The 22,819-nt window shown below is 66.5% G+C and carries 24 protein-coding genes; 12 read left to right on the top strand and 12 right to left on the bottom strand.

The window, feature by feature from the left end; genetic code table 11:
- Window position 1: 1 nt before the first annotated feature.
- The 6 genes from IB274_RS26570 (at window position 2) to IB274_RS26545 (ending at window position 6,140) form a co-directional block, all read left to right on the top strand.
- A complete protein-coding gene (locus tag IB274_RS26570; RefSeq protein ID WP_192435782.1) occupies window positions 2–643 on the top strand; it encodes an isochorismatase family cysteine hydrolase in 642 nt (213 codons plus the stop codon).
- 15 nt (window positions 644–658) lie between these two features.
- A complete protein-coding gene (locus tag IB274_RS26565; protein WP_192435781.1) occupies window positions 659–1,999 on the top strand; it encodes a glutamine synthetase family protein in 1,341 nt (446 codons plus the stop codon).
- A complete protein-coding gene (locus tag IB274_RS26560; RefSeq protein ID WP_192435780.1) occupies window positions 1,983–2,726 on the top strand; it encodes an N-formylglutamate amidohydrolase in 744 nt (247 codons plus the stop codon). The genes IB274_RS26565 and IB274_RS26560 overlap by 17 nt, the downstream gene beginning before the upstream one ends.
- A 113-nt stretch (window positions 2,727–2,839) precedes the next feature.
- Window positions 2,840–4,183 carry an APC family permease gene (locus IB274_RS26555; protein WP_192435779.1) on the top strand — a complete coding sequence of 448 codons (1,344 nt, stop codon included), beginning with the start codon at window positions 2,840–2,842 and terminating at the stop codon, window positions 4,181–4,183.
- Between the two features lie 119 nt (window positions 4,184–4,302).
- Window positions 4,303–4,791: an Lrp/AsnC family transcriptional regulator gene (locus IB274_RS26550; RefSeq protein ID WP_192435778.1), complete on the top strand. Its 489-nt coding sequence runs from the start codon at window positions 4,303–4,305 to the stop codon at window positions 4,789–4,791.
- Between the two features lie 287 nt (window positions 4,792–5,078).
- Window positions 5,079–6,140 carry an ornithine cyclodeaminase gene (locus IB274_RS26545; protein ID WP_192435777.1) on the top strand — a complete coding sequence of 354 codons (1,062 nt, stop codon included), beginning with the start codon at window positions 5,079–5,081 and terminating at the stop codon, window positions 6,138–6,140.
- 4 nt (window positions 6,141–6,144) lie between these two features.
- On the opposite strand, the gene IB274_RS26540 is transcribed toward IB274_RS26545, so the two are convergent.
- On the bottom strand, window positions 6,145–7,092 hold the full coding sequence (locus IB274_RS26540; protein WP_192435776.1) for a LysR substrate-binding domain-containing protein: 948 nt from the start codon (window positions 7,090–7,092) through the stop codon (window positions 6,145–6,147).
- Window positions 7,093–7,222: 130 nt separating this feature from the next.
- On the opposite strand from IB274_RS26540, the gene IB274_RS26535 reads away from it, so the two are divergent.
- Window positions 7,223–8,806, top strand: coding sequence for an amidohydrolase (locus IB274_RS26535; RefSeq protein WP_192435775.1), 1,584 nt, complete (start codon window positions 7,223–7,225; stop codon window positions 8,804–8,806).
- A gap of 67 nt (window positions 8,807–8,873) precedes the next feature.
- Here the strand turns inward: IB274_RS26535 and IB274_RS26530 are convergent, their stop codons facing one another.
- The 5 genes from IB274_RS26530 to IB274_RS26510 form a co-directional block, all read right to left on the bottom strand.
- On the bottom strand, window positions 8,874–9,113 hold the full coding sequence (locus IB274_RS26530) for a hypothetical protein (protein WP_192435774.1): 240 nt from the start codon (window positions 9,111–9,113) through the stop codon (window positions 8,874–8,876).
- 15 nt (window positions 9,114–9,128) lie between these two features.
- Entirely contained in the window at window positions 9,129–11,165 is a 2,037-nt protein-coding gene (locus IB274_RS26525; RefSeq protein WP_192435773.1) for a pyridoxamine 5'-phosphate oxidase family protein, read from the bottom strand.
- Window positions 11,166–11,220: 55 nt separating this feature from the next.
- Entirely contained in the window at window positions 11,221–11,844 is a 624-nt protein-coding gene (locus tag IB274_RS26520) for a glutathione S-transferase family protein (protein ID WP_192435772.1), read from the bottom strand.
- 292 nt (window positions 11,845–12,136) lie between these two features.
- A complete protein-coding gene (locus tag IB274_RS26515) occupies window positions 12,137–13,039 on the bottom strand; it encodes a LysR family transcriptional regulator (RefSeq protein WP_192435771.1) in 903 nt (300 codons plus the stop codon).
- Entirely contained in the window at window positions 13,036–13,947 is a 912-nt protein-coding gene (locus IB274_RS26510) for a LysR family transcriptional regulator (protein ID WP_192435770.1), read from the bottom strand. The genes IB274_RS26515 and IB274_RS26510 overlap by 4 nt, the downstream gene beginning before the upstream one ends.
- A gap of 190 nt (window positions 13,948–14,137) precedes the next feature.
- Here IB274_RS26510 and IB274_RS26505 point away from each other — a divergent pair, with 190 nt between their 5' ends.
- Both IB274_RS26505 and IB274_RS26500 read left to right on the top strand, forming a co-directional pair.
- Entirely contained in the window at window positions 14,138–15,025 is an 888-nt protein-coding gene (locus IB274_RS26505) for a DMT family transporter (RefSeq protein WP_192435769.1), read from the top strand.
- 104 nt (window positions 15,026–15,129) lie between these two features.
- Window positions 15,130–16,074, top strand: a complete 945-nt coding sequence (locus IB274_RS26500; protein WP_192435768.1) for a Dyp-type peroxidase — start codon at window positions 15,130–15,132, stop codon at window positions 16,072–16,074.
- A gap of 4 nt (window positions 16,075–16,078) precedes the next feature.
- Here the strand turns inward: IB274_RS26500 and IB274_RS26495 are convergent, their stop codons facing one another.
- Window positions 16,079–16,984, bottom strand: a complete 906-nt coding sequence (locus IB274_RS26495; RefSeq protein WP_192435767.1) for a LysR family transcriptional regulator — start codon at window positions 16,982–16,984, stop codon at window positions 16,079–16,081.
- A 173-nt stretch (window positions 16,985–17,157) separates the two neighbouring features.
- Between IB274_RS26495 and IB274_RS26490 the strand changes: the two genes are divergently transcribed.
- Window positions 17,158–17,907: an SDR family NAD(P)-dependent oxidoreductase gene (locus IB274_RS26490; protein ID WP_192435766.1), complete on the top strand. Its 750-nt coding sequence runs from the start codon at window positions 17,158–17,160 to the stop codon at window positions 17,905–17,907.
- Between the two features lie 118 nt (window positions 17,908–18,025).
- Window positions 18,026–18,784: a class I SAM-dependent methyltransferase gene (locus IB274_RS26485; protein WP_192435765.1), complete on the top strand. Its 759-nt coding sequence runs from the start codon at window positions 18,026–18,028 to the stop codon at window positions 18,782–18,784.
- A gap of 60 nt (window positions 18,785–18,844) precedes the next feature.
- On the opposite strand, the gene IB274_RS26480 is transcribed toward IB274_RS26485, so the two are convergent.
- The gene (locus IB274_RS26480) at window positions 18,845–19,810 is read right to left on the bottom strand and encodes a DMT family transporter (RefSeq protein WP_192435764.1); all 966 of its coding nucleotides are present in this window, start codon (window positions 19,808–19,810) and stop codon (window positions 18,845–18,847) included.
- A 104-nt stretch (window positions 19,811–19,914) separates the two neighbouring features.
- Here IB274_RS26480 and IB274_RS26475 point away from each other — a divergent pair, with 104 nt between their 5' ends.
- Window positions 19,915–20,814, top strand: a complete 900-nt coding sequence (locus tag IB274_RS26475) for a LysR family transcriptional regulator (protein ID WP_192435763.1) — start codon at window positions 19,915–19,917, stop codon at window positions 20,812–20,814.
- Between the two features lie 18 nt (window positions 20,815–20,832).
- On the opposite strand, the gene IB274_RS26470 is transcribed toward IB274_RS26475, so the two are convergent.
- From IB274_RS26470 to IB274_RS26455, 4 genes are read right to left on the bottom strand one after another with little or no spacing between them, the layout of a single operon-like run.
- Window positions 20,833–21,351 (bottom strand): hypothetical protein, encoded by a 519-nt coding sequence (locus IB274_RS26470; protein WP_192435762.1) that lies wholly within the window; start codon window positions 21,349–21,351, stop codon window positions 20,833–20,835.
- Window positions 21,352–21,407: 56 nt separating this feature from the next.
- Complete coding sequence (locus tag IB274_RS26465) at window positions 21,408–21,731, bottom strand: hypothetical protein (protein ID WP_192435761.1); 324 nt, start codon at window positions 21,729–21,731, stop codon at window positions 21,408–21,410.
- Between the two features lie 32 nt (window positions 21,732–21,763).
- Window positions 21,764–22,159: a hypothetical protein gene (locus tag IB274_RS26460; RefSeq protein ID WP_045214467.1), complete on the bottom strand. Its 396-nt coding sequence runs from the start codon at window positions 22,157–22,159 to the stop codon at window positions 21,764–21,766.
- A complete protein-coding gene (locus IB274_RS26455; RefSeq protein ID WP_192435760.1) occupies window positions 22,156–22,743 on the bottom strand; it encodes a hypothetical protein in 588 nt (195 codons plus the stop codon). The genes IB274_RS26460 and IB274_RS26455 overlap by 4 nt, the downstream gene beginning before the upstream one ends.
- Window positions 22,744–22,819 lie beyond the last annotated feature (76 nt).

Raw genomic sequence — 22,819 nt, 5'->3', positions numbered from 1 at the left:
CGTGTTCAGCTTGCCCCACCCATCGCCCCGTGACCTTCCGTTCACCCCCGGCCAGACCGCCATCCTGTTCGTCGACATGCAGAACGCCTGGGTCATCCCCGGTCGCGATGCCCACGTCGATCCGACGACGCACCGCTACTTCTACGAGCGCGTCGAGGCGAGCGTGATACCCAACCAGCAGCGCCTGCTGGCGGCCATGCGCGAGGTGGGCGGGGAGGTGCTGCACACCATCATCGAGAGCCTCACCGCCGATGGCCGTGACCGCTCGCTGGACCACAAGCTCTCCGACATGCACCTGCCCAAGGGCAGCCCGGACGCGCAGGTGATCGACGCCCTGGCGCCGCGGGAGAACGAGATCGTGTTGCCGAAGACGTCCTCGGGCGTTTTCAACTCCACCGCCATCGACTACGTGCTGCGCAACCTGAATACCCGCAACCTGATCATCTGCGGCGTGGTCACGGACCAGTGCGTGGACATGGCCGTGCGCGACGCCGCCGACCGTGGCTACCTCGTCACCCTGGTCGAGGACGCCTGCGCCACCCACACCGCCGAACGCCACCAGGCCTGTCTGGAAGCGATCAAGGGCTACTGCTGGATCGCCGACACCGACAGCGTGCTGGCCCGCATCGCCGCGCTGGCCTGAGGCCGGGAGAACGTCATGAGTCAGAACAATAACAATCCCGCTCCGATGCGCCTGACCAGCTTCGTCACCACCGACCTCTGCGGCATCACCCGTGGCCGCTCGCTTCCCGAATCGGAAGTCGCCGAGCAGCTCGTCACTGGTTGTGGCTGGGTGCCCGCCAACAGCGCGCTGACGCCCCAGGACATCATCGCCGACGACAATCCCTGGGGCAGCCACGGCGACTTGCGCCTGCTGCCCGACCCGAGCAGCCGGGTGCGTCTTGAAAATGGCCCGGACGCCCAGGCCGCGCCGCTGGATTACCTGCACGGCGACTTGGTGACCACCGCCGGCGCGCCCTGGCCGGTGTGCCCGCGCACTCTGCTGCGCGAAGAGATCGCCCGTTACCGGGAGCTGGATCTGCAAGTCACCGCCGCCTTCGAACACGAATTCAACCTGCTGGGCCTGGCGGACGAGCACGCCGCCGCTTTCTCCCTGCAAGCCCAGCGGCAGACCGGCAACTTCGGCGGCTGGCTGATGAGCGCGCTGGAACAGATCGGCGCCGAGCCGGAAATGTTCCTGCCCGAGTACGGCCGCAACCAGTACGAAGTCACCTGCCGGCCGACCCAGGGCGTTGCCGCCGCCGACCGTGCGGTGAACGTCCGCGAAGTCACCCGCGAGATCGCCCGCCAGTTCGGCTGGCGCAGCACGTTCACGCCGCTGCTGGCGCCCGGCGCCGTCACCAACGGTGTGCACCTGCACCTGAGCCTGCAACGCCTGGACGGTACCCCGGTGTTCTACGACGAAGCCGCGCCGACCAACCTGTCGAAGCTCGCCGAGCACTGGGCTGCCGGCGTGCTGCGCCACCTGCCGGCGCTGTGCGCGCTCACCGCGCCAACGGCGGTGTCCTACCTGCGGCTCAAGCCGCACCACTGGAGTGCCGCCTACGCCTGCCTGGGTCTGCGCAACCGCGAAGCCGCACTGCGCATCTGCCCGGTGGTGGAGATCGGCGGCAAGCCCAAGGCGCGCCAGTTCAACCTGGAATTCCGCCCCATGGACGCCACCGCCAGCCCGCACCTGGCCATGGCCGCCGTGCTGATCGCCGGGCGCTTGGGCATGCAGCAGGAGCTGCCGCTGTCGGCGGTCACCGACGTCGATCCGCACAGCCTCAGCGATGCCCAGCGCGAGGAGCTGGGGATCAAATCGCTGCCGGGTTCGCTGGAGGAGGCCCAGCGCCTGGTGCTCGCCGATACCGAACTGTGCGCCCAGCTGCCGCCGGCGCTGCTGCAGACCTACGTTTCCATGAAGCGCCAGGAGCAGGCCCTGACCCGTGAACTCAGCGAAGAACAACTCTGTGAATCCTATGCAAAGTTCTACTGAATCCGGCTTCTACCGGCGTCCGCCATTCGAGATCGTCAATCCCCAGGGCGAGAGCCCGGTGCTGCTGGTCTGCGAGCACGCCAGCCGCTACATCCCCGAGGAACTGGCGCAGCTGGGCCTGGACGATGCAGCCGCCGCCGAGCACATCGCCTGGGACATCGGCGCGCTGGACCTGGCCCGCGAGCTGTCGGCGCGCCTGGACGCCACGCTGCTGGTGGCCAACTACTCGCGCCTGCTGATCGACCTCAACCGACCTCTATCGGCGCCGGACCTGATTCCCGAACACAGCGAGATCTACCCGATCCCCGGCAACCGCAACCTGAGCGCGGCGGCCCGGCAGGAGAGGATGGGGAGCCTGTTCGAACCCTTCCACCGGCAATTGAGCGCGCTGCTCGACGAGCGCCTGGCGGCCGACCGGCCGACTCGACTGGTCGGCGTACACAGCTTCACCCCGCGCTATCGCGGCGAGCCACGCCCATGGGTCGCCGGGGTGCTCTACGCAAAAGCCGAAGTCTATGCCCAGCGCATGGTTGCCGGGCTGCGCCAGAGCGGGGAGGAAATCGGCGCCAATCAACCCTATGTGATCGACCCGCTGGAGGACATGACGGTCCCGGTGCATGGCGACGAGCGCGGCGTGGACGCCGTGCTGATCGAAATCCGCAATGACGGACTGCGGACCCCGCAAGGGGTGGAAGCCTGGGCGACACGCCTGGCTCCCTGGCTCTGAGGACCCCAACCCGGCTCGCCTCGTTCGACTGGCCGGGCAGGTTCTGAAAACAACAACAATTCAGCGCATGAGCGCCGAACCCTAAAAGCTGCCGTTCCCAGAGGAAGTGCCCCGTGGCCATCGAACAGTTCGGATACAAGCAACAACTCCGCCGCAGCCTGACGCTCGGCGACCTGGTGATCTACGGGATGATCTTCATGATCCCGATCGCCCCCTTCGGCGTGTACGGCTGGGTCCATGCCGACGCCCACGGCATGGTGCCCATGGCCTACCTGGTGGGCATGGTGGCGATGCTCTTCACCGCGCTCAGCTATGGCGCGATGTCCCGCGCGTTTCCCATCGCCGGTTCCGTGTACTCCTATGCCCAGCGCGGTATCCATCCCAATGTCGGTTTCATTGCCGGCTGGGTCCTGCTGCTGGACTACCTGCTGATCCCGCCGCTGCTCTACGTGTTCAGCGCGCTGGCGCTGAACCACCTGTTCCCGGCGATCCCCAAGCTGGTGTTCATGCTGATCTTCCTGGTGTCCGCCACGCTCATCAACCTGCGCGGCATTACCCTGGCGGCGCGCTTCAACCTGCTGTTCCTGATCGCCGAACTGGTGGTGCTGGCGATCTTCCTGGCGGTGGGTTACCACGCGCTGGAAGGCGGCCTGGGCAATGGCCGGCTGACGCTGGAGCCGCTGCTGCAGTCGGAGCATTTCAACCTCGGCCTGGTGATGAAGGCGGTGTCCATCGCGGTGTTGTCGTTCCTCGGCTTCGATGCGATCTCCACCCTCGCCGAAGAGGTCAAGGGCGACCCCGCCAAGCAGATCGGTCGCGCCTCGCTGATCGCGCTGTTCGTCATGGGCGCCATCTTCATCGTGCAAACCTGGCTGGCCACCGACCTGGCTGCCGGCATGACCTTCAAGTCGGCGGACACCGCCTTCTACGAGATCGCCGAAGCGGCCGGTGGCAGCTGGCTGTCCACGCTGACGGCGGTGTCCACCGCGCTGGCCTGGGGCGTGACCGTGTCGATCACTTCCCAAGCCGCCGTCTCGCGCCTGCTGTACTCCATGGCCCGCGACGGCAAGCTGCCGCGCGTGCTGGCCAGGGTGCACCCGAAGTACCAGACCCCGCACATCAGCCTGTACCTCGTTGGCGTGCTGTCGCTGGGCATTGGCATCTACTTCCTCGACTCGCCGGACGTGCTCACCTCGCTGGTCAATTTCGGCGCGCTGACCGGCTTCTGCCTGCTGCATCTGGCGGTGATCAATCATTACTTCATCCGCCAGAAGAGCGGCCAGGTGCTGCGCCACCTGGTGTTCCCGCTGGTGGGCCTGGTGATCATCGCCTACGTGCTGTTCAGCATGAGCCGTGAGGCGCAGGAGCTGGGTGCAGGCTGGATCGCCATCGGCCTGGTGTACCTCGCGGTGCTCAGCCGTCGCGGCAACGGCAGCGAGCTGGCGCGGGAAATCTGACCGGGTGCGCCGTGCTGTCGCAGACGGCACGGCGCGCTTTGACAGACGGCGGGGCGTGCCCCATAAAGATCGGGCGGTGCAGGGACGCCGCCAACACCGATGAGCTAGCGCGAAACAGCATGAGCAGGAAAGATCAGGACAGCACCACGCCCTTCACCCTGGACCGCATCGACGAGGAGATCATCCGCATCCTCCGTCACCAGGGGCGCATCACCTACGGCAAACTGTCCGCGTTGGTCCACCTCACCCCGCGCCCCTGCCAGGAGCGCGTCCGCAAGCTGGAGCGGCACGGCATCATCCGCGGCTACGGCGCCGTCATCGACGAACAGAAGATCGCCTCGGGCCTGTCGCTGCTGGTACTGGTCGCGCTGTCCAACCAGAGTGGCCGCACCGCGCAGAAGGCCTTCGAGGCGCGGGTAGTTGCCTGCCCGGAAGTGCTGCACTGCCAGCTGATCAGCGGCACGTTCGACTACAGCGTGCGCATGCGCTGCCGCGATATGGAACACTACCGCGCACTCACCGAAACCTGGCTGAACGACGAGAGCCTGCACATCGACAAGCTGGTTGCCCACCCCGAGCTGACGACCATCAAGGAGTCGCTCAGCTAGCGCTGTTTCCTCTGTTTTTCTCCCGCGATATCGCCGCGTAGACGGCTGCGTGACACACAGCCGAATCGGCTGTTGCTGCCCTCCAATACAGCCGGATCGGCCGGCGAAGCACTCGATTACAGCCGGGTTTTCCCCCTGGCCGGTGGGAGAATCCTGTTGCCCGCTCCTGACGTGCAGACCTGTTCCAGGGCCTCTGCGACTGAGTTGTGCCCGCGGTTCGAGACACGGCGGAGCGGGCGAGCACGTCCAATCACAATTCTCTAATGACAAGAACCGGAGGTCCCACCATGACTCGCTTCGTCGACGTCCCCACGATGTCCCAGCTGGTTCAGCAGATCGGTGTCGCCCGCTTCATCGGCGAACTCGCCGACACCATTGCCCAGGACTTCGTGCGCTGGGAGTCCTTCGATAAATCCGCCCGTGTTGCCAACCATTCCGAGATCGGTGTCATCGAACTGATGCCGGTGTCCGACACCGCCCGCTATGCCTTCAAGTACGTCAACGGCCACCCACAGAACACCCAGCGCGGGCTATTCACCGTCATGGCCTTCGGTGTGCTGGCCGACGTCGAGACGGGCTACCCGGTGCTGCTCTCCGAGCTGACTGTGGCCACCGCGCTGCGCACCTGCGCCACCTCGCTGATGGCCGCCCGCGCGCTGGCCCGCCCGGATTCACGACGCATGGCGCTGATCGGCAATGGTGCGCAAAGCGAGTTCCAGGCGCTGGCCTTCCATCACCACTTGGGCATCGAGGAAATCGCTGTCTACGACATCGATCCGCGGGCCACCGCGAAGCTGATCCGCAACCTGTCGGACGTCCCCGACCTGAAGATCATCCGCGCCGGCTCCACCGCCGAAGCGGTACGCGGCGCCGACATCGTCACCACGGTGACCGCCGACAAGGCCTATGCGACCATCCTCACCCCGGAGATGATCGAGCCGGGCATGCACATCAACGGCGTGGGCGGCGACTGCCCGGGCAAGACCGAGCTGCATGCCGACGTCCTGCGCGCCGGCAAAGTGTTCGTCGAGTACGAGCCGCAATCACGGGTCGAGGGCGAGATCCAGCAGATGCCGGCGGACTTCCCGGTGACCGACCTGTGGCGTGTGCTGACCGGACAGCTCGCGGGGCGCGACAGCGCCGAGCAGGTGACCATCTTCGACTCGGTCGGCTTCGCCCTCGAGGACTATTCCGTGCTGCGCTACGTAAACGAGCAGGCCAGCCGCCTGGGCCTCGGCGAGCGGATCGACCTGGTGCCCTGGGGCGAGGAAGAGGACAACGACCCCAAGGACCTGTTCCGCTACACCCGCTCCGCCAAGGCGCGCAAAGGGCTGCGCCGCATCGCTTGACCGCTCAGCTCTCTCGTTCCGCCTCGTGGGTAATCTCCAGGGGCGGCCGGCTGAGGTCGCTGGCGCTCTGCGTGGTGGCGACGACACGGGCCTTCAGCCATTGGCTGAAGGCCTTCACCACCGCGCGCTCGGCCTTCACCGGGTCGGTCACCAGGAAGTAACCGCGGCTGGACTGGATGGTGATGTCGAACGGGCGCACCAGCAGGCCGCGGGCAAGGGCGTCGCCGCTGAGCAGGTTGTCGCCGATGGCTACGCCTTGGGCGGCTATGCACGCGGCGATAGTGCAGGGCGCGTCGGCGAACAGCACGCCGGAGCGGTGATCGATGGCGCTGGCGCCCACCGCGCCCAGCCACAGGCGCCAGTCGGCGAAATCATTCATGTGCAGCAGCGTGTAGTGGGCCAGGTCCGCCGGCTGCTGCAGGCCGCCGCGCGAGTGGATCAGACGCGGGCTGCAGACCGGGAAGAAGTGCAGCGCCACCAGTTGCTCGACCGTCTGGTTCGGCCAGTCGCCGCTGCCGTAGGCGATGAACAGGTCGGCGTCGCTGGCGCTGGTGTCCTGCGGCACGCGCGGCGTCACCACGTGCAATTGCACCTTCGGGTACTGCGCGAGGAAGTCACCCAGGTGCTGGCACAGCCAGTAGGTAGCGAAGCCGGGGTTGCAGCTCACGCACAACGGGCCACTGACCTGCTTCTCGTCGAAGCTGCTGCCGGCCAGTTGCACCTCCGCGAGGATGCGCCGCACGTCGCGCGCATACCTTTCCCCCCGATAGGTCAGGCGAATACCGCGTCCGGTGCGCTCGGTGAGCGCGAAGCCCAGGCGTTCCTCCAGCGTGGCGATGCGGTGGCTGACCGCGCTGCGGGTCAGGTTCAGCTCCGTCGCGGCGGCGGACACGCTGCCCAGCCGGGCCACGGCGTCCAGCGCCCGCAGGGCAGTCATCGAGGGAAAGTGCATGGGGCGCTCGCTACTCCATTGGTGAAACTAACCGGACATAGGGTGGCGAAAACCTGCGCTTGTTGCAGATTTCGCTTCACCAATACTAGGCCACACGACAACAACAACAGGCAACGATGAGGAAGCCGCCATGTCGAAATTCAAGGCCTACGTCCAGCAGTGGATCGACGAACACCGCCAGCAGTTGTCCGACTGGCACCAGGTGATCTGGCATTTCGCCGAGCCGGCGTTCCGCGAATACAAGTCCTGCGCCTGGTACGTGGAACTGCTGCGCCAGGAAGGCTTCACGGTGGAAGAGGGCAGCGGCGGCATGCCCACTGCCTTCGTCGCGACCTTCAGTAATGGAGACGGACCGATCCTCGCCAGCTACGCCGAATACGACGCGGTGCCCGGCAACTGCCAGGCGGCGGCGACCAGGCCGATGCCACGCGATGGCCTGTCCAAGTACGCGCCGGGCCACACCGACCCGCACTCTGCGTTGGGTATCAGCGCCCTGGGCGGGGTGCTGGCGGCCAAGGCTGCAATGCAGGAATTCGGCATCGAGGGCACCATCAAGTTCTTCGGCGAACCGGCGGAAAAGCTGCGCGCCTCCAAACCCGTGCATGCCGCCAAGGGCTACTACGACGACCTCGACGCCGCCGTCAGTTTCCACCCCACCTACATGCTGCCGCTGAACAACACCACCACTTGGGATACCCACTGCGGCATCGCCTACTCGTACATCTACACCTTCACCTGCGAAGACCCGCAGAACTGGATCGCCGCCGACCGCTACAGCCCGATCCCGCAGAACCACCTGGCCGCCCGCGCGCCCGGCGCTAACGATGCGCTGGTGCACTTCTACACGCTGAACGAGAGCCTGCGCCGCTCGACGCTGCCATTCACTGGGCTATGGAGTTTCAACGAAGCCATCCTTACTGCCGGACAAGCCACCGCCGACAACCTGCCGCCGCACATCTCGCAGATCCAGTACCTGCTGCGCTGCGACTCCATCGAGCAGGCCGAGACCATCTCCACGGTGATGGACAACAACGCCGCCGCCGCGGCCATGGCCACCGGCTGTCAGTGGAAGAAAACCTGGGTGTGCAAATCCCGTGGTGGGCTGGCCAACCATGCGTTGGCCCAGGCCTGCTACGACAACCTCGCCGCCATCGGCGCGCCGAGCTGGGGCGAGCAGGCCATCGCCGTGGCGCGGGAAATCCAGGTGAACCTCGGCCTGGAACCCATGGACGAACCCTTTCTTCCGGCTACCCAGGCACTGATCGAACCCCAGGAATGCGAGCGGCAGATGCGCTTGCAGATGCCGGCCTGGCAGAAATACCTGACCTCCGACGACTACCCCGAATACACCTGGCACTGCCCGACCGTGCGTCTCTACGTGGCCCGGCCGATGCTCAGTGCGCCCGCCGGCTTCACCTACCCGGACTGGGTGTCCAATGCCCTGGGCGGCATCCGCGAGACCATCGACCCGATGATCGACGTGGCCGCCAAGACCATCGGCAGCACCCTCATCGAGCTGTTCACCGATGCCGGCCTGCTGGCCGAGGCGACCCGCGAATTCAACCAGCGCACCGGCGGCGGTATTGGCGGCGAACACTGGCAGGCGCCGCTGCTGCCGAAGGACTTCAAGGTCCCGCACCGCTTCCGCTGGCCGGAGTACATCCGCACGGTACGTGGCGAGGAATGGTGGATTCCGGCGCGGGAGGACGAATAGAACAGGGCTTTTCGTAGGAGCTAGGGGGACGTCTAGTCCCTGCTCGCGAACAAAGCTAGCGCTCACTTCAGGGTCTGGTTGGAATGATTTTCGTAGGAGGGCCTTTCAGCCAGCGGATCAGCGTCGTACCGAGCTCCATGGCGCGCGAGCGCGACGGGCAGCCCGGCGTCGAGAGCAGTTGCGGCAGCAGGAAACCCACTTCCGCCTCGTTCGGCCCGCAGAGACCCGGCGCGGCCGATTCGACGACTTCCTCGTCCCAACGCGGGAAGCGCGCGCTTCCGCTCTCGAATGCAGTCAGTGCGTTCATGATCGATTCGCCTCCCTAGAGGTCCAGCACCAGCGGTTGCACGCCGCCGTCGTCCTGCGCCGGAATGGCGCAGCAGATCAGTACGCTGCCGGTTTCGGGCAGTTCCGCCGGCGGATTGGGGTAGTGCACCTGGCCGCTGACAATCTTGGTCTTGCAGGTACCGCAGGAGCCGCCGCGGCAGCTGAAATCGGGTGCCAGGCCACGGGACTCGGCCAGTTCCAGCAGGCTGCCGCTCTCGGGCTTCCAGCGCGCCTCCTTGGCTGAGCCGGCGAAGTACACCGGCACCGGTTCGGTGGCTGCGGGCGGCTGCACCAGCGCCGGTGCCTGGCCGTCGCCCCGGCGCTTGAGCGTCGAGGGGCCGAAGGTTTCGGCATGGATGCGTGCGTCGATGATGTTCAGCCCGCGCAGGCCGTCATAGATCGCCTGGGTGAATTCGCCGGGGCCGCAGACGTAGAAGTCGTAATCGTCCAGCGGCAGTTGCGCCTTGATCGCCTCGATATCCAGACGCCCGATCTGTTCGAAGTCGCGGCCCATTTCGGCTGTCTGTTCGGGGCGGCTGAGCGCCCGATGGATTTTCAGGTGCGGCGCGCGCTGGCGCAGTTCGGCGATTTCACGCTGGAACGGCAGCTGGCCCAGCGTCCGCGCGGACTGGAACAGATGCACGCGCCGCGCCGGGCCGGCCGCCAGTTCGCGCAGCATCGACAGCAGCGGGGTGATGCCCACGCCTGCGCCGATCAGCACTACCGGCCGCGCGCTGTCGCCCTTGAGGGTGAAGCTGCCCATGGGCGCGCGGACCTGCAGGCGATCGCCCACACCGATCTGCTCATGCAGATGGCGGGACGCCGGGCCCTGGGCCTTCACGCTGATGCGCAGCTCGCCGTCCGACGGAGCGCTGGAAAGGCTGTAGGTGCGGATCAGCGCCTGGTCGCCGGCCACCAGGCGCACGGGCAGGTGCTGGCCCGGCGCGAAACTCACGGCGGAGCCGGCGGGCGGTTGCAGGTAGAACGAGCGGATGTCCTCGCTTTCCGGCTCCACGCGCAGCACCTGCCAGTCCTGCCACTGCTGGCGCTGCTCGCGTTCCTGCAGCTTGACTTCGGCCTCGGCCCAGGTGCCAGTCATCAGGCTGGTGGGCGAGTACTCGCGGAAGTTCCAGCGCAGTGCCAGGGCGCTGCGGCGCAGCACCACGTGCTGCACGTCCAGGGTCCACAGGCGTTCGGCACCTTCGAAGGCCGTCAGCAACGGGCTATCGAAGAGGATGTCGGTGCGCCCGTGAACCTGCAGCACGTCGCCACTGGTGAAATCGACGAACAGCAACCCGGCCTGCGGGTTGGCTTGCAGGTTGCCGAGGGTGTTGAAGTGCAGGTTGCCGGCATAGTCGGGGATGGTCAGGCGGTTGCCGGTGACCCGGACGAAGCCGGGGCGGCCGCCGCGGTGGGAGACATCCACCGAGCGCTCGCCGTCCTCGTGCTGCACGTAGCTGGCGACGAAGAAGGTGTCGGCGCTGCGGATGATCGTCGCCAACTCCTCGTTCAATTCAATGAAGTCCTCGCGCGGGGCACGCTGGCTGTAGCGCTGCTCGTCGCGGCTCCACTCGCGTTTCTGGATGTACTGCGGGCAGTTGCCGAAGGATTGCTCGACGCCCACCGTCAGCAGGCCACCGTCCACTTCGCGGAGGACGCCGTTCATGCGGTTGCGCCGGCGGGTGTGCAGCTCGATGCCCAGCAGGCCAATCGCGTGGCCGGCCTGCAGGCCGCTGGCAGCTGGGTCCTGGCTGTCGGACACGCTGTCGAGCAGCAGGCTTTGCGGGTCCGGCGAGGTGACGAAGCCTTCCGCGCCTTCGAGCAGGGTTGCCCAGGGCCGGCCCTGGTCATCCACGGCGCCGGCGATGATGAAGGGCAACTGGTGATAGAACTCGCGATGCTGGTCGGGCATGTAGTCGCGAATGACTTTCTGGCCATGGACTTCCATGCGCTCGGCGACGCCGACACGCTCCTGGATTGCCTTCTCGCCGGCGTGCCAGGGGGAGGTACGGTGTTTGGGCAACTGGAACATGACGGGCACCTCGCGACGAAGGGGCTGCCGGGTTACCCCGGCAGCGAGGGTTGCATCAGGCTTGCAGGCCGATGGCGGTGCGCTGCATCGGCACGAAGTGCGGCAGGGCTTCCACGCGGGCCAGCCAGGCGAGCAGGTTGGGGTAGTCCTGCAGGGAGACGTTGCCCTCCGGCGCATGGGAAATGTAGGAGTAGTTCGACACATCGGCGATGGTCGCCTCGCTGCCGGCGAGGAAGGGCGTCTTGGCCAGTTCGCGTTCCATCACCTGGAACAGCGTGTGGGCGCGGGTGATCACTTCCTCGGGGTTGAAGGCGGCGCCGAACACCGTGACCAGCCGGGCGGCGGCGGGACCGAAGGCGACCTGCCCGGCGGCCACCGACAGCCAGCGCTGCACGCGGGCAGCGCCAACCGGGTCTTCCGGCAGCCAGCGGCCATTGCCGTACTTCTTCGCCAGGTAGACCAGGATGGCGTTGGAGTCGGCGACGATGACGCCTTCATCGTCGATCACCGGCACCTGGCCGAAGGGGTTCAGGGCGACGAAGTCCGGGTGCTTGTGCGCGCCCTTGGCGAGGTCCACGGAGATCAGCTCGGCGGGCAGTTGCAGCAGCGAGAGCATCAGCTCGACACGGTGAGCGTGGCCGGACAGCGGATGGCGGAAGAGTTTGATGGTGTGGGACATGACGGTGACTCCTTGGCTTGAGTGGGTACGCAGCGCGAGTCGATAGGGGGGCTCGCTCGGGCTGATGGGTGAATGCTGCGCCCGATGGCCGGCGCGCAGAATCGCCAGGGCGGGCAATCCAGCGTTTCAGAATGCGGAAGAATGGAGCGGCGAGTTGGAGCGGGGCATTTGCTGCCAGTGGTGCCGTGCGGTTCGCGAGCAAGCTCGCTCCTGCAGGGAAACAGCGGAGCAAGCCTGTTGGAGCGAGGGGGGCACCTAGCCCGTGCTCGCGAACCGCGCAGAACGCCGCGAATTAACCGCGCAACGCCGGATGCGCCCGCAAGCGCGGCACCACGAAATCGAGGAAGGTGCGTACCCGCGCCGCCGCGCGGCGGCCTTCGCGGTAGATCAGTTGCACCGGCAGCCCCGGCGCGGCGTAGTCCTGCAATACCACCTGCAGACGTCCGCTGCTCAGCTCGGCGTGCGCCTCGTGGCTCATGCAGCGGGTCAGCCCGAGGCCCAGGCTGGCAGCGCGGATCGCCGCATGAGTGGTGCTGCAGGACAGGCGCGGGGACAGGCGCACCGAACGCGCTGCGTCCTGATGGCGGAAGCGCCATTCGCTGACTGCGCCCTGGCTGCCGGAAACGATGATGCAATGCGCCTTGAGGTCTTCCGGCGCCTGCGGCACGCCGTACCGGGCGAGATAGTCGGGCGATGCGCAGATCACCGGCCGCACCGTGCCCACCGTCAGGGCGAAACCGGAGGAGTCGGGCAGTGTGCCTATCACCAGCGCCACGTCGATGCCGTCTTCCAGCAGGCGCGGCAGGTCCTCCCGGTGGCGGCTGCGCAGGTGCACGTCGGGGAAGGCCGCCAGGTAGTCCAGGGCGATGGGCGCGAAGATGCGGTCGGCCATCAGCAGCGGCAGCGTGATGTCCAGTTGCCCGGCCGGATGCGCCTGCAGGCCGTCGAGCGAGCCTTCCGCCTCGTCGATGCCCTGGAGAATCTGCCGGCAGCTGGCGGCGAAGGCTTCGCCGCTGGCGCTCAAGGAGATGCCGCGCGGGCCGCGTTCCAGCAGCTGGCACTGCAGGCGCGATTCCAGCGCGGCGACCAGGCGCATCACCGTCGCGGTGGACAGCCGCAGCTCGCGCGCGCCCGCGGCAAGGCTGCCGCAGCTCGCCACGGCGTCGAACGCCTGCATCTCCCGGTAGCGGCTCACGGCTGTGCGGCTTGCAGGGCCGGGTCGGCGCGCAGGCGCTCCGCGCAATGGGCGACGAAGCTGCGCACCTTCGCCGGCAACCTTGCACTGTCCTGGTAGAGCAGGTGGATCGGCAGCGGCGCCGTTGAGAAATCGGCGAGGACGATTTCCAGCTCGCCGCGGGCCACGGCCTCGGCCGCCTGATACGACAGCACGCGGGTAAAGCCCCAGCCCAGCCGCGCCGCGTGGATCGCCGCGTTGTTCGAGCTGACCGCGAAGCGCGAGGGCGGGCGCAGGGTCAGCGGACCGTCCGCGGTGAGGAACTGCCAGTCGGTCAGCAGCACGCTGGTGGTCGCCATCACCACCGGCGCGCCCAGCAGGTCGTTGGGATGTTGCGGTCGTTCGTGGCGGTCGAGGAAGGCGGGCGAGGCGCAGACCACCGGGCGGATTTCGCCGACCTTCAACGCGGTCAGGCTGCCTTCGGGCAATTGGCCGATGCGCAGGGCGACGTCGACGCCCTCGTCGAGCATGTTCACGATGCGATCCAGCAGCAGTGCGTTGACCGTCACCTCGGCGTGGGCGTCCAGGTAGCTGGCGATCAGCGGGATCAGGTACAGCTCGCCGAACAGCACCGGGGCAGTCACTGTCAGATTGCCGCGCGGGCGCAGGGCGCTGCCGGAGGCCAGCTCCTCGGCTTCTTCCAGCTCCTGGAGAATGCGCCGGCAGTCTTCGACGTAGCGCTGGCCGGCTTCGGTCAGGCGCACGCTGCGGGTGCTGCGGGCCAGCAGCAGGGTGCCCAGGCGTTGCTCCAGCGCAGCGATGGCGCGTGTCACGCTGGGTGGCGACAGGCCCACCTGCTTCGCGCCAGCGGCAAAGCTGCCGGCTTCGGCCACGGCCAGCAGCACTGTCATTTCCTGAAACCTGTCCATGGATCACCGTTGTCGCCTTGAGCGGGTCGCCAGACTGTAGAGGGAAGCCGCGCCGGATTGAAGTACCGGCAGCTTGCGGGCGACATCGGCGTGCTTGCCAGCGTCGCCTGGCTTGACCGCGCCCCGGACACTCCGGCACAAGCGCGGGAGGCGCCCGCAGCGAGGCGCCACTGCCCGCGAGCATTCCTCCATGACCAGCAAGACCACGGCCACCGCGCTGGCCGTCGCCAGCCACTCGCGCCTCGGCATCGCCCTGTGCCTGCTGTCGATGCTCATCTTCGCCTGCCAGGATGGCATCACCAAGGTGCTGGTCCGCCACTTGCCGGTGGCCGAACTGGTGATGGTGCGCTACTGGGTGTTCGTGCTGTTCGCGCTCATCGTCTGTCGCTCCCAGGGCGGCGTGCGCGCGGCCAGCCGCAGCGCCAGTCCCAGGCAGCAGGTGGTCCGCGCATTGCTGGGCGTAGGCGAGATCGCCATCTTCGGCCTGGCCCTGCGCTATCTCGGACTGGCCGAGACCCACGCGCTCTACGCGGTGTTCCCGCTGATGACGCTGGGCCTGGCGCGGCTGTTCCTCGGTGAGCGGATGGTCGGTCGGCAATGGTTGGCGGCGGCGGTGGGGTTTGGCGGTACGCTGCTGATCCTGCGCCCCGGCATGGGCGTGTTCGAGCCCGCGGCGCTGATCCCGTTGGCGGCGGCGCTGACCTTCGCCTTCTTCAACATCCTCTCGCGGCGCATCAGCCAGACAGATTCCTTCGCCACCACCACGCTGTACATGGCCGTGGTCGGCGCCGTGGCGTCTACCTCCACCGGGCTTCCTGCCTGGGTCACGCCGACGCCCCACGAGGCGCTGCTGATGTCGATCGTCGCCGTCTCTGGGGTGATCGCCCAGCTGCTGCTGATCCAGGCGCTGAAGTACGCCCAGGCCTCGACGCTGCAGCCGTTCAACTACTCGCTGCTGGCCTTCGCCACGCTGATCGGCCTCATCGTCTTCGGTGAGACGCCGACCCTCTGGACCGTCGTCGGCGCGTTGCTGATCCTGCTGGCGGGGTTGTATTCGATCAAGCCGAAGGCCTCGTAGTAGCAGTCACCGTCCGTGATCAATTTCCCCGGACTTCGTCATGCTCGAAGACGAGCTGCTTTGCTAATCTCATCCCCCAACCTCAATGGCGGCGAATGGACGACATGCTCAACGAATCCCCGGCACCCCAGGCAGTGGACAGCCCCATCACTCGCAGCGCGATCTTCCTGGTCGCCACCTTGACTCCTGGTAAGGATTGGAGCCCGGTCCGCGCGTTATGCGAGGACGTTTCCGCGCTGGTGCGCTCGGTCGGCAAGCGTGTGCCGACGGGCAACCTGTCGTGTGTGGTGGGCTTCGGCTCGGCGGCGTGGGATGCGCTGTTCGGCGCTCCGCGCCCGGCATCCCTGCATGCCTTCCGCGAGATCGGCAGCGGCGAGCGGGTCGTGGTGTCCACGCCGGGCGACCTGCTGCTGCACATCCGCGCGGAGCAGATGGACCTGTGCTTCGAGCTGGCGACGCAACTCATGGCGCGCCTGGGTGATGCGGTCACGGTGGTCGACGAGGTTCAGGGTTTCCGCTACTTCGACATGCGCAGCATCATCGGCTTCGTCGACGGCACCGAGAACCCGGAAGGCCGCGAGGTCCCGCACTTCACCCTGATCGGCGACGAGGACGCGGACTTTGCCGGCGGCAGTTACGTGCTGGTGCAGAAGTACCTGCATGACATGACCGGCTGGAACCAGCTCTCCACCGAAGCCCAGGAGCGCATCATCGGCCGCACCAAGCTGGCCGACATCGAACTGGGTGACGACGTGAAGCCGAGCTGTTCGCACAGTTCGCTGACCACCCTGGAGAAGGACGGCCAGGAGGTGAAGATACTGCGCGACAATATGCCCTTCGGCCGGCCCGGCGCGGGGGAGTTCGGCACCTACTTCATCGGCTACGCGCGCTCGCCGGCGCCGGTGGAGGAGATGCTGGAGAACATGTTCGTCGGCCGCCCTGCCGGCAATTACGACCGCCTGCTGGACTACAGCCGGGCGGTGACCGGCAGCCTGTTCTTCGTGCCTTCGGCCGAGCTGCTCGAGTCGCTGGCTGACAGACAGCCCTGAGGAATCAGCCGGCGACCTTCGCCGGGAAGCACTCCACCAGCCAGTCGATGAATACCCGCAAGCGGTGCGTGACGTAGCGGTTGTGCGGGTAGACGGCGTGGAAGGGGTAGGGCGCCGGGCGCCAGTCCGCGAGGATTTCCACCAGCGTACCGTCGCGCAGGGCGGCGCCAGCGGCGTAGGTGAAGGTCTGGATGATGCCCAGGCCGGCCACGCAGGCGGCCAGGTGCGCGTTGCTCTCGTTGACGCCGATGCGGTGCTCGAGCTTCAGTTCGCTGCGTTCGCCGTCGCGCTCGAAGCGGAAGGGCACCGCCCGGCCGTTCTGCGGCGACAGGTAGCTGACCAGCCGATGGCCGTTGCGCAGTTCCTCCGGGTAGGCGGGGACGCCGTTGTGGCGCAGGTATTCGGGTGAGGCGCAAGTGATCATGGTCGCGTGGCCGATGCCGCGCGCCACCAGCGAAGAGGCGTCCAGCGCGCCGCCGCGGATCACGCAATCGACGTTGTCACTGATCAGGTCCACCGAGCGGTCGGACACGCCCAGGTCGATGCGGATGTCCGGATAGCGCGCGAGAAAGTCCGGCAGCAGCGGCAAGAGCACATCCCGCGCAGTGGAGCCGCCGACGTCGATGCGCAGGTGGCCGCGTGGCCTGCTGCGGGCGACGTTGAAGGTCGAGTCGATGTCCTCCAGGTCGCGCAGCACGCGGGTGGCCTTGGCGTAGTAGTCCTGGCCTTCCGGCGTCACCGTGACGCGCCGCGTGGTGCGCTGCAGCAGGCGCACGCCCAGGTGCGCCTCCAGCTCCTGCACCAGCTTGCTCAGGGTGGCGTTGGGCATGTCCAGTGAGTCGGCGGCGCGGGTGAAGTTGCCGGCCTCCACCACGCGGGCGAAGGCGCGGATGGCTTGGAGCTGATCCATGGGTATTCCTCCGAGGATCGTCTGATTATCCATGGCTGTGGATAGTCATTCCATTGTATGTGCTTTTTCCATCAATCACCGAGCCCTAGAGTAACGCCATGCCTTACCGCAAAGCCGCGTCAGACGCAGGCTTTGAGGCAGAACCCTCGACCCGGAAATCTCAGGAGCTCATCATGAACAAGTCCCTCACTGGTAAAGTTGCACTGGTCACTGGCGGCAGCACCGGCATTGGCCTCGGCGCCGCACAGGAACTCGCCGCGCAAGGCGCCCGGGTATTCATCACCGGCCGCCGCCAGGCTGAACTGGACGCTGCCGTGCAAGCCATCGGCCCGGCCGCCACGGCGATCCGCGCCGACGCTTCGGTGCTCGCCGACCTCGATGCGGTGTACGCGCAGATCGCGAAAACCGCCGGCCGCCTGGACATCCTCTTCGCCAATGCCGGCGGCGGTGACATGCTGCCGCTGGGCGCGATCACCGAGGAGCACTTCGACCGCATCTTCGGCACCAACGTGCGCGGCGTGCTGTTCACCGTGCAGAAGGCGCTGCCGCTGCTGACCGACGGCGCGTCGGTAATCCTCACCTCGTCCACCACCTCGATCCAGGGCACCGCCAACTTCAGCGTCTACAGCGCGAGCAAGGCCGCCGTGCGCAACTTCGCCCGCTCCTGGGCGCTGGATCTCAAGGACCGTGGCATCCGCGTCAACGTCGTCAGCCCCGGCCCGGTGCGCACGCCCGGCCTCGGTGGCCTGGTGCCTGATGAGGCGCGCCAGGGCCTGTTCGACGCGCTGGCCAGCCAAGTGCCGCTGGGCCGCCTGGGCGAGCCGCGGGAGATCGGCAAGGCGGTGGCTTTCCTGGCCTCGGAGTCGGCCAGCTTCATCAACGGCATCGAACTCTTCGTCGACGGCGGCATGGCTCAGGTCTGACCGCGTAATGTGGTCGGGCAGGGCGCAAGCCCTGCATCGGTCGGGGTGGCTCTGGTCTGAACGCAGGTTTGCCCAGTACATTCATGTCACACAACCGTCAGGACAGGAGACGCCAATCATGAATTCCCCGTCCGCCGACCTGCGCAACTGGTTCGACCAGGGCGGGCAGGCCTATGCACGTTTCCGTCCCGAGTACCCGGCGGAGCTGGCCGCCTACCTGGCTTCAATGGCACCCGACCGGGCGCTTGCGGTCGACGTCGGTTGCGGAAGCGGCCAGCTGACACGGCAACTGGCGGAGCACTTCAGTTCCGTGGTCGGCCTCGATCCCAGTGCGGATCAGATCGCCCATGCGGCGCTGCAAGAGAACGTCAACTATGCCTGCGCCCCGGCCGAAGAACTCCCGCTGCTCAGCCGCAGCGCCAGCCTGATCACCGCCGCGCAGGCCGCGCATTGGTTCGACCTGCCGAGGTTCTACGCCGAGGTGCGGCGAGTCGCCGGACCCAACGCGATCCTGGCGCTGATCAGCTATGGCGTGTTGCGCCTGGAAGGCACGCTGGGCGAGCGTTTCGAGCAGTTCTACTGGAAGGAGATCGGCCCTTTCTGGCCTGCCGAACGCAAGCTGGTGGACAGCGGCTACGCCACCCTCGATTTCCCTTTCAGCGAATTTCCAGGGCCAGAAATCGCCATTCGCCTGGCGTGGAACCTCGAGGAATTCCTCGGCTACGTCTCCACCTGGTCGGCGGTGCGCAGCGCCTGCGAGGGCGGACGTGAAGACCTGCTACATGACTTCGCCGCCGACATGGCCAACCGCTGGGGCGACGCTGCCGTAACGCATCCGGTCAGTTGGCCCATCAACATGAGGATCGGGTACGTATGAACCCGCAAGCGCTTGCCGTCGGGCTGATCCTTGGCGCAACACCTGAGTGCAGCTGTCAGCTCACGGCTTTGCAATCCTCAGCCTGCTGCTCGGCGCAGGCTGAGGGGCTGCCTTGGCCCCGGACAACCGCGAAACCCCGAACAGCACCAGCGCCAGGCCGGCGATCTGGTAGACCGTGATCGCCTCGCCCAGCAGCGCCCAAGAGGCGAACACGGTCAACACCGGGCCCAGGTTGCCGAACGCGGCTGCGTGGGTCGCGCCCATACGCTGGATTGCCAGCGCCATCCAGTAGATCGGCAGCACGGTGGAAATCAGTGCCATCAGCGAGCCGTGGACCCACACCGCGCCGGGCAGTGACGCCAGTTGCTGCACGTTGCCGCTCACCGCGTAGTGGATCAGCACCATCACCGATGAAGCGCCGCCGGCCAGCCCGGCCAGTCGCATCGAGCCCACGCGCCGCACCACGGCGGCCGTGCCCATGTAGTAGAGGGCATAGGTCACGGCACTGGCGAACACCCAGAGTGCGCCCAGCAGGGTCTGTCCATGGCCTCCTTCCACGCGGATGTCGTGCACCAGCGCGATGCCCAGCCCCAGGTAGCACAAGCCCATGGCCACCAGGGTGCGGGAGTCGGGGCGCTCCCGGTTCACGGCCATCTGCAGGAGTAGTACCAGGGTCGGGTAGGTGAACAGAATCAGCCGCTCCAGCCCGGCGCTGATGTACTCCAGGCCATAGAAGTCGAACAGGCTGGAGAGGTAGTAGCCGAACAACCCGAGCAGCAGGATGCGCACGCCATCGGCCAGCGTCAGGCGAGCTTGTTCCGGGCTGCGGCTCAGCCAGATCAGCCAGAGGAACAGCGGCAGCGCCAAGCCCATGCGGATGGCCAGCACCGTCACCGCATCCACCGGAGCGGCAGCGTAGGAGAGCTTCACGAAGACCGCCTTGAGACTGAAACCGGTGGCGGACAGCACGGCGAAGAACACGCCGTTGCGCAGGCTGCGCTGGTAGAAGGAAGTTGGGCTATTCACGGAGGCACGGGGGCAAGGCAGGAGAAGGCTTTATTCTAGAGAGAAGGCTATATCGCTAGAATCCCAACTTGGCGAACATAGCTTTCGTATTTGGAGAACGCTTCATGCATTTCGACCTGGCCGATCTGCGCCTGATCGCGGCCATCGCCAGCACCGGCAGCCTGAGCAAGGCGGCGGCGTCGGTCCCGGTGGCGGTGTCGGCGGCAAGCAACCGCCTGCGCCTGTTCGAGGAGCGCTGCGGGCTCTCGCTGTTTGTCCGACACAGCGACGGCATGACCCTCACGCCGACCGGCCGCTTGGTGCTGGAGGCGGGCCAGCGCGTACTGAAGGAGGCCCGGCAGCTCCGGGATACCCTGCAGGAGCTGAGCGGAGAGCGCCGCATCACCCTGCGCCTGGCGGCTTCGACGGTGGCCAACAGTACCTTCCTGCCGACCGCGCTGGGGCCTTTCCTGGCGGACTACCCCGAGGTGGACCTGCAACTGATCGAGCAGAACAGCAAGGATGTGCTGCGTGCCGTGCAGGAAGGGCAGATCGACATCGGTGTCTACGACGGCAATTTGCCCACCGCGGGCCTGCTGTCGCTACCGTTCCGCAACGACAAGCTGGTGCTGCTGGTGCCGCAGGATCACCCGCTGGCCAGCCAGCACCTGCCGAGTCTGCGCGATGCGCTGAGCTACCCCTTCGTATGCCTGCCGGCCGAGCGCGCCATGCAGCGTTTCGTCGAGGCGATGGCGGTGCGCAATGCCATGCCGCTCAAGGTGCGGGTGCGTGCGCCGAGTTTCGATGCCATTGCGCAACTGGTCGCCCAGCGGGTGGGCGTGGCAATGCTCCCGGAGGCAGCCGCCACGCGCATGGCTCAGGAGCTGCCGACGGCGGTGGTGCCTCTCGCCGATGCCTGGGCCACCCGTGAGCTGCGCATCTGCGTCGCCGACTGGGACGCGCTGTCGTCCCATGCACGGCAGTTGGTGACCTATCTGATGAATGAATGTGCAGCCGCTCGCTGAAGGATGGGGGCGACGGTCTCAGTTCTGCTCCACTATCCGGGGCGTCTGAGCGCCTTCCAGGGCCAGGTGGATCACGCCGGCGCGGCTAGGGAAGTTCGGCCCGTCGTCCTCGCCGTTTTCCATCACCGGAATGTCGATCAGGGTGCGCTTGCCTGTCGGGTCGGCGACGAGCCGGGCGACCAGCTTCTCGATCGAACGCCAGCCACCGCCGCCGATCTGCATCGAGTCCAGCAGGCTGTAATGCTCCTGGCCTTCTTCATTCGGTGTGGCGGAAAAGACCGCGAGATATTGATTGTAGTTGTTGCCCATGTCGAAGCCTTCGATGGTGAACACCGCCAGGATGATCTCGCTGTCCGGGGCGGTCTTCAGGGTCTGCACATGGGTGGCTTCGGGGTAGCCGGTGGCGAAGCTGTCTTTGTACAGCTCCACCAGGCGGCTGACCTGCTCTTCGAGGGGCTTGGGGATTGCCGGCTGTTCGGCAGCGTGGGAAAGGGCGCAGGCGAGCAGCAGGCTGGCGGGTAGCAAACGCAGTTTCATGGATATCCTTGGAAGGGGAAGCTTGGTCAGCATCGCTGATGCTGACCTTGTCAGGGTCACTGTCCGGCGTTGGGCATGGCCCCGTTCTGCAGGACCCAATCCCCGACCGCCGAACAGGAGTAGGTGTTGGAGTAGTTGTAGTAGCGCTGCAGGGGCGCGCCGTTCTCATAGGTAGCGCACTGATAGACCGACGAGCCCTTCTGCAGGATCAGGAAGTGGATCTGGGTGATCCGGCCCGGCGCCACGTAGGCCGCCTTCACGTCATAGCCGCTGCGCAGCAGCTCCGTCACTTTCACCTCTTCGGCAGAGGCCTGCGAGGCGACGGTCAGGAGGCCGAGCAGGGGAAAGACGGCTTTCGCCAGGTAGTTCAGGTTGGGCATGGTTTTGTCTCGTCTTTGAGAGGGGCCAGGGCTCAGGCTTCCGGTTTCAGTGCGATACCGCCGCAGTTGCCGCGGGTCAGCAGGTAGTCCACTTGCCGGGCGCGGTTGATGGCGACTCGGATTTCGCAGCTGGCCGAGTGGACGACATCGCCCCAGTATTCGGTGTGCACCAACTGGCCGTTCTGCGGGCCGGTGTAGGTGCCGAGCGCTTCACGGGAGACGTAGGAGGTGTCGCGGCGATAGATCAGCACGACCCAGTCGTTCTCCGGCGCAAGGCCGATATCGCTGGGCGCGCCGAAATGATCGATGGCGTCGCCGGCTGGACGGCCCTTCCAGTAACTGCGGGCCTGCGCCTCGGGCAGGGTGGGAATGGCGGAACAGCCGCCGAGCAGGATGGCGATCATTCCCAGTGCGAGTAGTCCTTTCATTGCACGCCCTCCTTGGCCGGTGCGTTCTTGACGGGCATCTGCTCGAAGCCCTTGTCGACCATTTCCAGGATCAGGTTCTTGGCGTGCTCGCGGTTGCGCAGCTGGAACAGGCCGGGAGCGGCCGAGACCAACTGCGCAGTGGGCATCTTGCCCAGCGGATACATCTTCTGCTCCACGTGGGCGTCCGGCTTGCAGAGGAAGTCACGGCTCTGGGCGATCCAGGCCTCAGGCTTTTTCTGCCACTCCTTGGAAACCTTCTTCTGGCGGATGTCGTTGTAGAACTTGTCGTAGTTCTGCGCGCCGTTGAGGCGTACGCGGTTCTTCGCGCAGTCGACCTCCACGTCATAGGCGGTGAAGGTCGGCTTGGCGCCTTCCTCGTAGAACTGATAGACGCCCAGCGAGCGCACGCCGTTCTTGCGGTCGTAGATGTTGGCGGGGTCGCCATCGATGACGAAGATTTCGTTCTTGTAGAGGCTGCCCTGCTGATGAATCAGCCAGAAATCGCCAGAGGGACCTTCCGCTTGCGCGGCGAGAGGGCTGCAAAGCAGCACGGCAGGCAGCCAGGGCCTGAGGGGCTTGAACATATCGGACATTCCTTTGCCGTTGTGATCGCCCGAGCGCAGCGCACCCCGACGAAAGAAGAGTAGGAAACTAGAGGCG

Source organism: Pseudomonas sp. PDM18, from assembly GCF_014852585.1.
GTDB lineage: Bacteria > Pseudomonadota > Gammaproteobacteria > Pseudomonadales > Pseudomonadaceae > Pseudomonas.
This window is presented reverse-complemented; position numbering and strand designations above follow the sequence as displayed.